Below are 5887 nucleotides of genomic sequence, written 5' to 3' on the forward strand. Positions count from 1 at the left end.
TACTACTCAGCTGCATACCTTCCTCCTCTATAGAGAGTCACAAATTCCCGCTCTGTTTCTCGACCGGGTGTGCTCATCTTGCACCTCTCTTCGTGTGAGGAAAGAACGCCGTTCAATCACCGCTTACTTTCCATCGAGTGAGTTGCTATTTAAGTTAGTAGCTTTCTGATTCCCTCTCCCTCAGGGAGAGGGCTAGGGTGAGGGGATGAAGTATAAGGCTGCTGGCTTTTCGATCCCCTCATCCTGACCTTCTCCCGGTGGGAGAAGGAACCCACATCCGCAAGGTCGTGGCGTAACTTAATACCATTGCCCGGTGGGAGAGGAAACTTTGGAACTCAAAACACCCACTTTACTATCGGCTGCGGTACATACTCATCAGCCCCGTCGATATAGAACTGATTGTGAATATAACTAAACTCTACGCCCACGAAGAGATGACTCTCGCGCCCCACCCACTTGCCGACATCGAGCAGTAACTGTGTGTCACTGTAGATCGTATCAACGAGACCACCCTCGGGGCCGGCGTAATCGATGTAGCCACCATAGACCAGCGGAACGCCTGCAACAGTAAACGGCACTTCTCAATCAAGCACCATGTGCCATGTTACCCCATGAGCACGGACATTATCTCTGAGCATGAATTTGGCATTGGCAAAGGAGAAATGAGGAACGTCCAGACTGAATCCAATACCGCTCGAATGCGCAAAGAAGCGGTCGGCGAAGTCGAATTCGTGGGCAAGCAGCACGTCCTTGATCGGTCCGAGCCTCAAGTTCAAGCCGAAGATCTTATTGAGACTGAACCGCGGGTGATATTCCAGGTACCAGATGAAATCAGCCTTGCGAGCCCGCTCCGCCAGGTGATACACGTCCATGAAAAAGTAGTTGTCGCCATACCTCCAACTGTCTGCGTGCTCAAGCGTGGCTGTATCGACAGTGTCTTTACCAGCACCCCAATTGAAACCATACATGTATTGAACGTTGGTTGTGCTCCATTCGAGCCATAGCGGACGCTGGTCATCGGCTTGGCTTTGCCTAGCACCTGCTACGTACACGAAAATTAGTGCGAACACCCGCAACTTCACAGTTCCCAACTTATGGCCCTTCAATGCCCGCTACCCTTCTAGCCAATCCCTAACCCCCAATCCCCAACCCCTATTTTTCAATCGGCGTATCCGCCAACCGCCCCCATTCGTTCCATGAGCCGTCGTAACTGCGTACATGCGGGTATCCCAATAACTGCGACAATACAAACCAGGCGTGTGCCGCACGGATACCAACCGCACAGTAAGTGATTGCTTCTTTCTCAGGCGTCACACCCTTCCCGCGATACAGGGCTTCGAGTTCGTCTCGTGACTTGAAGCTACCGTCGGCATTCAGGCCGTCTTCGTAGTGTAGAAACGCTGCACCCGGTATATGACCGCCCCGTTCGTTGTCCTTCGGCGGTTCCATCATGAACTGCTCACCACGATACTCCTCAGGTCGCCGCGTATCGAGCAATACCTTGCCTGATGCACCGACCGCGGCCCGCACATCTGCCAGCAAGGCGCGTTGAGAGAAATTGGGTGGTTGGGCACTGTATGTCGTTGCCGCGACTACTGGAGTTTCGGTCGATAGCGGTCGGCCTTCTGCAACCCACTTCTTGCGACTGCCGTTGAACACACGCACATCGCGATGACCAAACATCTTGAGATACCTATAGATCCAGGCATTGAAGGCAACAAACTCTCCGTACGCGACCACCGTGGTATCGTTGGCAATGCCGGAACGTGAGCAAAGTGCTTCGACAGCCGCTTTGTCGACGACCGTGCGAAAGTCAGCTTGTAGGCCCGTCCCGACCGCGCTCCAGAATAGCGCGCCTGGAATATGACCGGCATTGTAGGCCGTCGGGGCAATGTCAATTTCAAGGATGCGGACTTTGGGATCGTTGAGATGATCGGCTACCCATTGGGTATCGACCAGAATTTCGGGGTGAGCGTAGTTGGTCATTGGTCCCTCCCTTTGCGCCACGGTTCTACCGGAAACCCTGCGTTTATTCCGGCCTACGATACACGTGTTGAGCTGAGTGCAATTGCTTCACAGCTGCAACTGTTGCTATTATCCGCGCAACGTAGGATACCCCTATCACAAGGGGAGCCAGATGAGCAATCAGCAGAGTTCTGATCAAATTGTTCGGGCACGTGTCAATGACGTGCCGGTGTATGAGTTCGCGCAGCCATCGTTTACGCAGCCACCACCACTCAAGAACGCGCGGGTCGCTATCGTCACGACTGCCGGCCTGCGTAGCGATGGTAAACTGCACTGGCAGCCAGGAGATGAAAGTTTTACGGTTCTCGAAGGCACAGATCGCACGTTGGGGTTCGCCCACTTCAGCCCCAACTTCGACCGCAGTGGATTCGCGCTTGACCTCAATGTCGTTTATCCGATTGATCGCTTACGCGAACTGGCAGAGCGCGGGACTATTGGCTCGGTTGCCGCTCGCCATATTTCCTTTATGGGCGCACAGCATGATCACAATTTGTCGACTATGCGACTGGATACCGGACCGGCGGCAGCCAAGCTGCTACGCGATGACGGCGTTGATGTCGTGCTGCTAACCCCTGCGTGACCATTGTGCACGCGCACCGTTGGTGTGCTGGCCAATGTGTTTGAAACAGAAGGACTCGCGACCGTGTCGCTAGTAGCGGTACGGGGTCAAGCCGAGCGTATGAAAGCCCCACGCGCATTGTATTGTGATTTCCCACTAGGTCGCCCATTGGGCAAACCGCGTGACGCTGTGTACCAGCATGCGGTGTTAGACGCTGCATTCGCGTTACTTGCGACCCCCAAAGAACAGACACCGATCCTCGTCGATTATCCTGAGACGATTACGGACGACGTCTCTGGCGCGATGGTGTGTCAGCTTCCACCTGGGTTTGATGCGCATTTACCACCAGCCTTCAATGAGGCGCTGGGCTTAAAAGTCGCTTACCAACGGGCAGTGGCACAAACCGGTCGGACGTCCTTCGGCAAGGCGCTCTCGGTCGATAACCTCACCGCCGCTATTCAAGGATTCCTCAATGTTGTCGAAGGCGTTGCGCCCGAGAATGCTGGGTTTCCAGCTAGTCCAACCTTGTGTGCCGCAGATTTACGGGCGTACTATGAGGAAGCTGCATTAGGCTTAGCTGACCATGTACCGGCAGCACGACAAGCTGAGGCGTGGTTTTTTAAGCACACCGAAGTGGGACAATTGTTGCTGGATGCGCAGGCGGCGTTGAAACGTTCTGGAGCTCCACAACAGGCGTGGTTCTATTTGACACCGATGACGCGGCAGTTGCCGTAATGATACGCAAACACAAAAGGAGACGATACTATGGCAGGTGGACGAACCCCGTGTGGCATGGCGATCCCACAAAGTGATGGCACTGGCCCAGTAAAAATCCCGTTTCTGCAACAGTTCCTCAAACGCACCGAAGAGCTTGGCTATGACAGTATCTGGACCCAAGAACAAATTCTCAGTGATGCACCAATTCTTGAGCCCGTCGCAGTGATGAACTACGCCGCGGCGCTCACGTCGCGGGTGCGGATCGGCAGCTCGGTCATATTGATGGTCCTGCGCAATCCGATTCAATTGGCCAAGAGCATTGCCACCCTCGATCACCTCAGTCAGGGACGTGTCACTCTTGGTGTGAGCATTGGCGGTCCGCACATGCAAGAGTCGGTGTTTGGTGCCTATACAGGCAAACGATCGCGCCGTTTTGTTGAAGGATTACAGGTTATGAAGGCCCTATGGACCGAACCTCTGGCAACCTTCAAGGGTGAGAACTGGCAGTTTGAGAAAGTGGCGATGGAGCCCAAACCAATTCAAAAGCCGCACCCGCCGATATGGTTCGGCGCGCGCACACCGATCGGTCTGAAACGTGCCGTGCGTCACTCTAATGGTTGGATGGGCGCTGGAAGCTCTTCCTCTGCAGATTTCGTGCAGCACGTTGGGTTATTGCGACAATACTGTGACGAGTTGAAACGCGATCCGGCAACACTTCCGCTGTCGAAGCGTGTGTATGTCGCCATCGACAATGACAAAGCCCGCGCTGAACGACGCCTACGCGAGTGGTTCGCCATGCGTTACAAGAATGCTGAGATGGCTGTCCAAGTTTCGCTATGGGGCAGCCGCGCCGAAGTGACAGATAAGCTCGGTGCATTGGTGAAAGCTGGCGCGCAACATTTGATGCTGAATCCGGTGTTCGATGAGATAGAGCATTTGGAGGATTTAGCTCAGAATGTGATGCCGCATTTGTAAACGGCGAACAGGAACGTTTTCGACACTGCTGATCACCGCGGAAGCCTGTGAGTACAGGACAGCGCTCCACCCAAATCGTAGAGCGCTGCTAACAGTGCGCCAATGAGGTACACGTGGGAGGTGCCGTCAGGTCTCCGTCCGTCGTGGAGGTTCGTTATTCACCCGCTGCAACAGTTCGAGTGTCGCTCGATAGCTCTCCGCGCCGAGATACAACACGGCGTGTCGTGCTTTTTCTGTGAGCGGACGAATGGCCGTATCTGGTAACGCGGCCCCGGTCACCTCCTCAAGCATAGGACCGTTGCCACTCCTGAGCGCCTGTATCTCAGTGGCTAGGCGCGTTAGATCTTTTGTTCGCTGCCGCACCGAAAACCACGACACAATGACCAGCCCAGCCAGCGCCATCGCAAAGACTGCAAGAAACAGAGGCATCGGCAGCCAATTGCCGTTGATAACTTCGACCCACACCTGGCGTACGCAAATGACAAACCCATAGCCCCACAACCCGCCACAGATCGCGAGCGTGAGGTACAGCGCAAGGTGCAATCGGTCCTGCAAAGCGGAGCGCGGCGCGGCGGACATAAAACGCTTACGTAATATGATCGTGCTCACAAGTTGCGAACAACAGAATGCGAACAGCCCCATCGTTAGCGACGCCACCGTCAAGATTTCATAAACACCCATGCACGAAACGCGACTCCTTCTCCTCGGTTCCAGCACTCACTGCTGTTTGATCAGCGAAGCCAGATTCGAGTTTTTCACGTCCTGGACTTTCCGCTGGATCTGTTGCGCATACTGGTCTTTCTTAGTCTTGGCCTCTTCTAGCAACCTCGCAAAGGTCTGCTTCAGTTCCGCGGTATCGAGCTTGCGCCCGGCGGCGTAGTATTGCTTCGCTACCTGTCCCAGCGCGTAGGTCGTCGCGAAGGACATGCCGGAACTCGCCGCTTGTCGTCCCAGCCCACCAAATAAGCCACCGAGAATTTTCGACGCCGCTCCTTCCAGAAACTGTGAGGTCACGCCCACTCCCAATGTCGCAAGGAAATCCTTGGCATAGTTCTGGTCAAGCTGAAAACCATACTTCTGACCAACGCGATAGACGAGTTTAAGTTGCAACGGGATAATCGCCATGGTCGACAACGCTGAAGGCAAGAGTTCCAGCGCACCCGCAAGAATTGCCATATCGGTGATGGCCTTATCGAGTTCATCCGGCTGCGCCATCTGGGAACTTGCCGGAGTCGGACCAATCACTATTGGGGTCGTCGTTACCACCTCAGCGTCCGCCCGCACGGCCTTTGCGTCGAGCGCGCTGACCTGCAACTGAGCTTGCAGTCCTTCGAGAAACACTTGCTCAGCTTCACTGACCGGTCCATCGGCGGCACACGCAGCCACCGCGAGTTCGAATGCCAGCTTTCGCGTATCGGGCTGGCCTGGTGCAAAGACGCCTCACGCTGCCTGTTGAAAGTGGACCTGCTTTTCTTCCGCTAGCGTGAGCTGGCGGAAGGCCTGTTGGCGTTGGGCCTGGAGCGACGGCCCCAGGTGCTGCTGGCACCACTGCCGGACTTGTGTGGTAGAAACCGTCGCCAGTGCGTCTCGAATCACTTCGGGTGTAGTGGA

Annotated in this window: 8 protein-coding genes; 3 read left to right on the forward strand and 5 right to left on the reverse strand. The window is 55.1% G+C overall.

All coding sequences use genetic code 11. From position 1 onward, the window contains the following. Positions 1-335 precede the first annotated feature (335 nt). The 3 genes from FJ147_26515 to FJ147_26525 all read right to left on the reverse strand — a co-directional run bounded on the left by FJ147_26515 (position 336) and on the right by FJ147_26525 (position 1986). On the reverse strand, positions 336-578 hold the full coding sequence (locus FJ147_26515; protein ID MBM4259439.1) for a hypothetical protein: 243 nt from the start codon (positions 576-578) through the stop codon (positions 336-338). A gap of 3 nt (positions 579-581) precedes the next feature. Beyond that, positions 582-1070 carry a hypothetical protein gene (locus tag FJ147_26520; protein MBM4259440.1) on the reverse strand — a complete coding sequence of 163 codons (489 nt, stop codon included), beginning with the start codon at positions 1068-1070 and terminating at the stop codon, positions 582-584. A gap of 82 nt (positions 1071-1152) precedes the next feature. Further along, positions 1153-1986: a sulfurtransferase gene (locus FJ147_26525; GenBank protein ID MBM4259441.1), complete on the reverse strand. Its 834-nt coding sequence runs from the start codon at positions 1984-1986 to the stop codon at positions 1153-1155. A 151-nt stretch (positions 1987-2137) separates the two neighbouring features. On the opposite strand from FJ147_26525, the gene FJ147_26530 reads away from it, so the two are divergent. The 3 genes from FJ147_26530 (at position 2138) to FJ147_26540 (ending at position 4276) form a co-directional block, all read left to right on the forward strand. Next, positions 2138-2605 carry a hypothetical protein gene (locus FJ147_26530; protein ID MBM4259442.1) on the forward strand — a complete coding sequence of 156 codons (468 nt, stop codon included), beginning with the start codon at positions 2138-2140 and terminating at the stop codon, positions 2603-2605. Between the two features lie 63 nt (positions 2606-2668). Continuing rightward, entirely contained in the window at positions 2669-3319 is a 651-nt protein-coding gene (locus FJ147_26535; protein MBM4259443.1) for a hypothetical protein, read from the forward strand. A 30-nt stretch (positions 3320-3349) separates the two neighbouring features. Continuing rightward, positions 3350-4276, forward strand: a complete 927-nt coding sequence (locus FJ147_26540; protein ID MBM4259444.1) for an LLM class flavin-dependent oxidoreductase — start codon at positions 3350-3352, stop codon at positions 4274-4276. A 126-nt stretch (positions 4277-4402) separates the two neighbouring features. Here FJ147_26540 and FJ147_26545 read toward each other — a convergent pair whose 3' ends face one another. Both FJ147_26545 and FJ147_26550 read right to left on the reverse strand, forming a co-directional pair. Further along, positions 4403-4957, reverse strand: coding sequence for a hypothetical protein (locus tag FJ147_26545; GenBank protein MBM4259445.1), 555 nt, complete (start codon positions 4955-4957; stop codon positions 4403-4405). Between the two features lie 36 nt (positions 4958-4993). Continuing rightward, on the reverse strand, positions 4994-5662 hold the full coding sequence (locus FJ147_26550; GenBank protein ID MBM4259446.1) for a GTPase: 669 nt from the start codon (positions 5660-5662) through the stop codon (positions 4994-4996). Between the last annotated feature and the right edge of the window lie 225 nt (positions 5663-5887).

The sequence above is a fragment of the Deltaproteobacteria bacterium genome (assembly GCA_016874775.1).
GTDB lineage: Bacteria > Desulfobacterota > Binatia > Bin18 > Bin18 > VGTJ01.

Coding starts and splice junctions, on each gene's coding strand:
- FJ147_26525 (MBM4259441.1), bottom strand. CDS start 1,986: ATGACCAACTACGCTCACCCCGAAATTCTGGTCGATACCCAATGGGTA.
- FJ147_26530 (MBM4259442.1), top strand. CDS start 2,138: ATGAGCAATCAGCAGAGTTCTGATCAAATTGTTCGGGCACGTGTCAAT.
- FJ147_26540 (MBM4259444.1), top strand. CDS start 3,350: ATGGCAGGTGGACGAACCCCGTGTGGCATGGCGATCCCACAAAGTGAT.
- FJ147_26545 (MBM4259445.1), bottom strand. CDS start 4,957: ATGGGTGTTTATGAAATCTTGACGGTGGCGTCGCTAACGATGGGGCTG.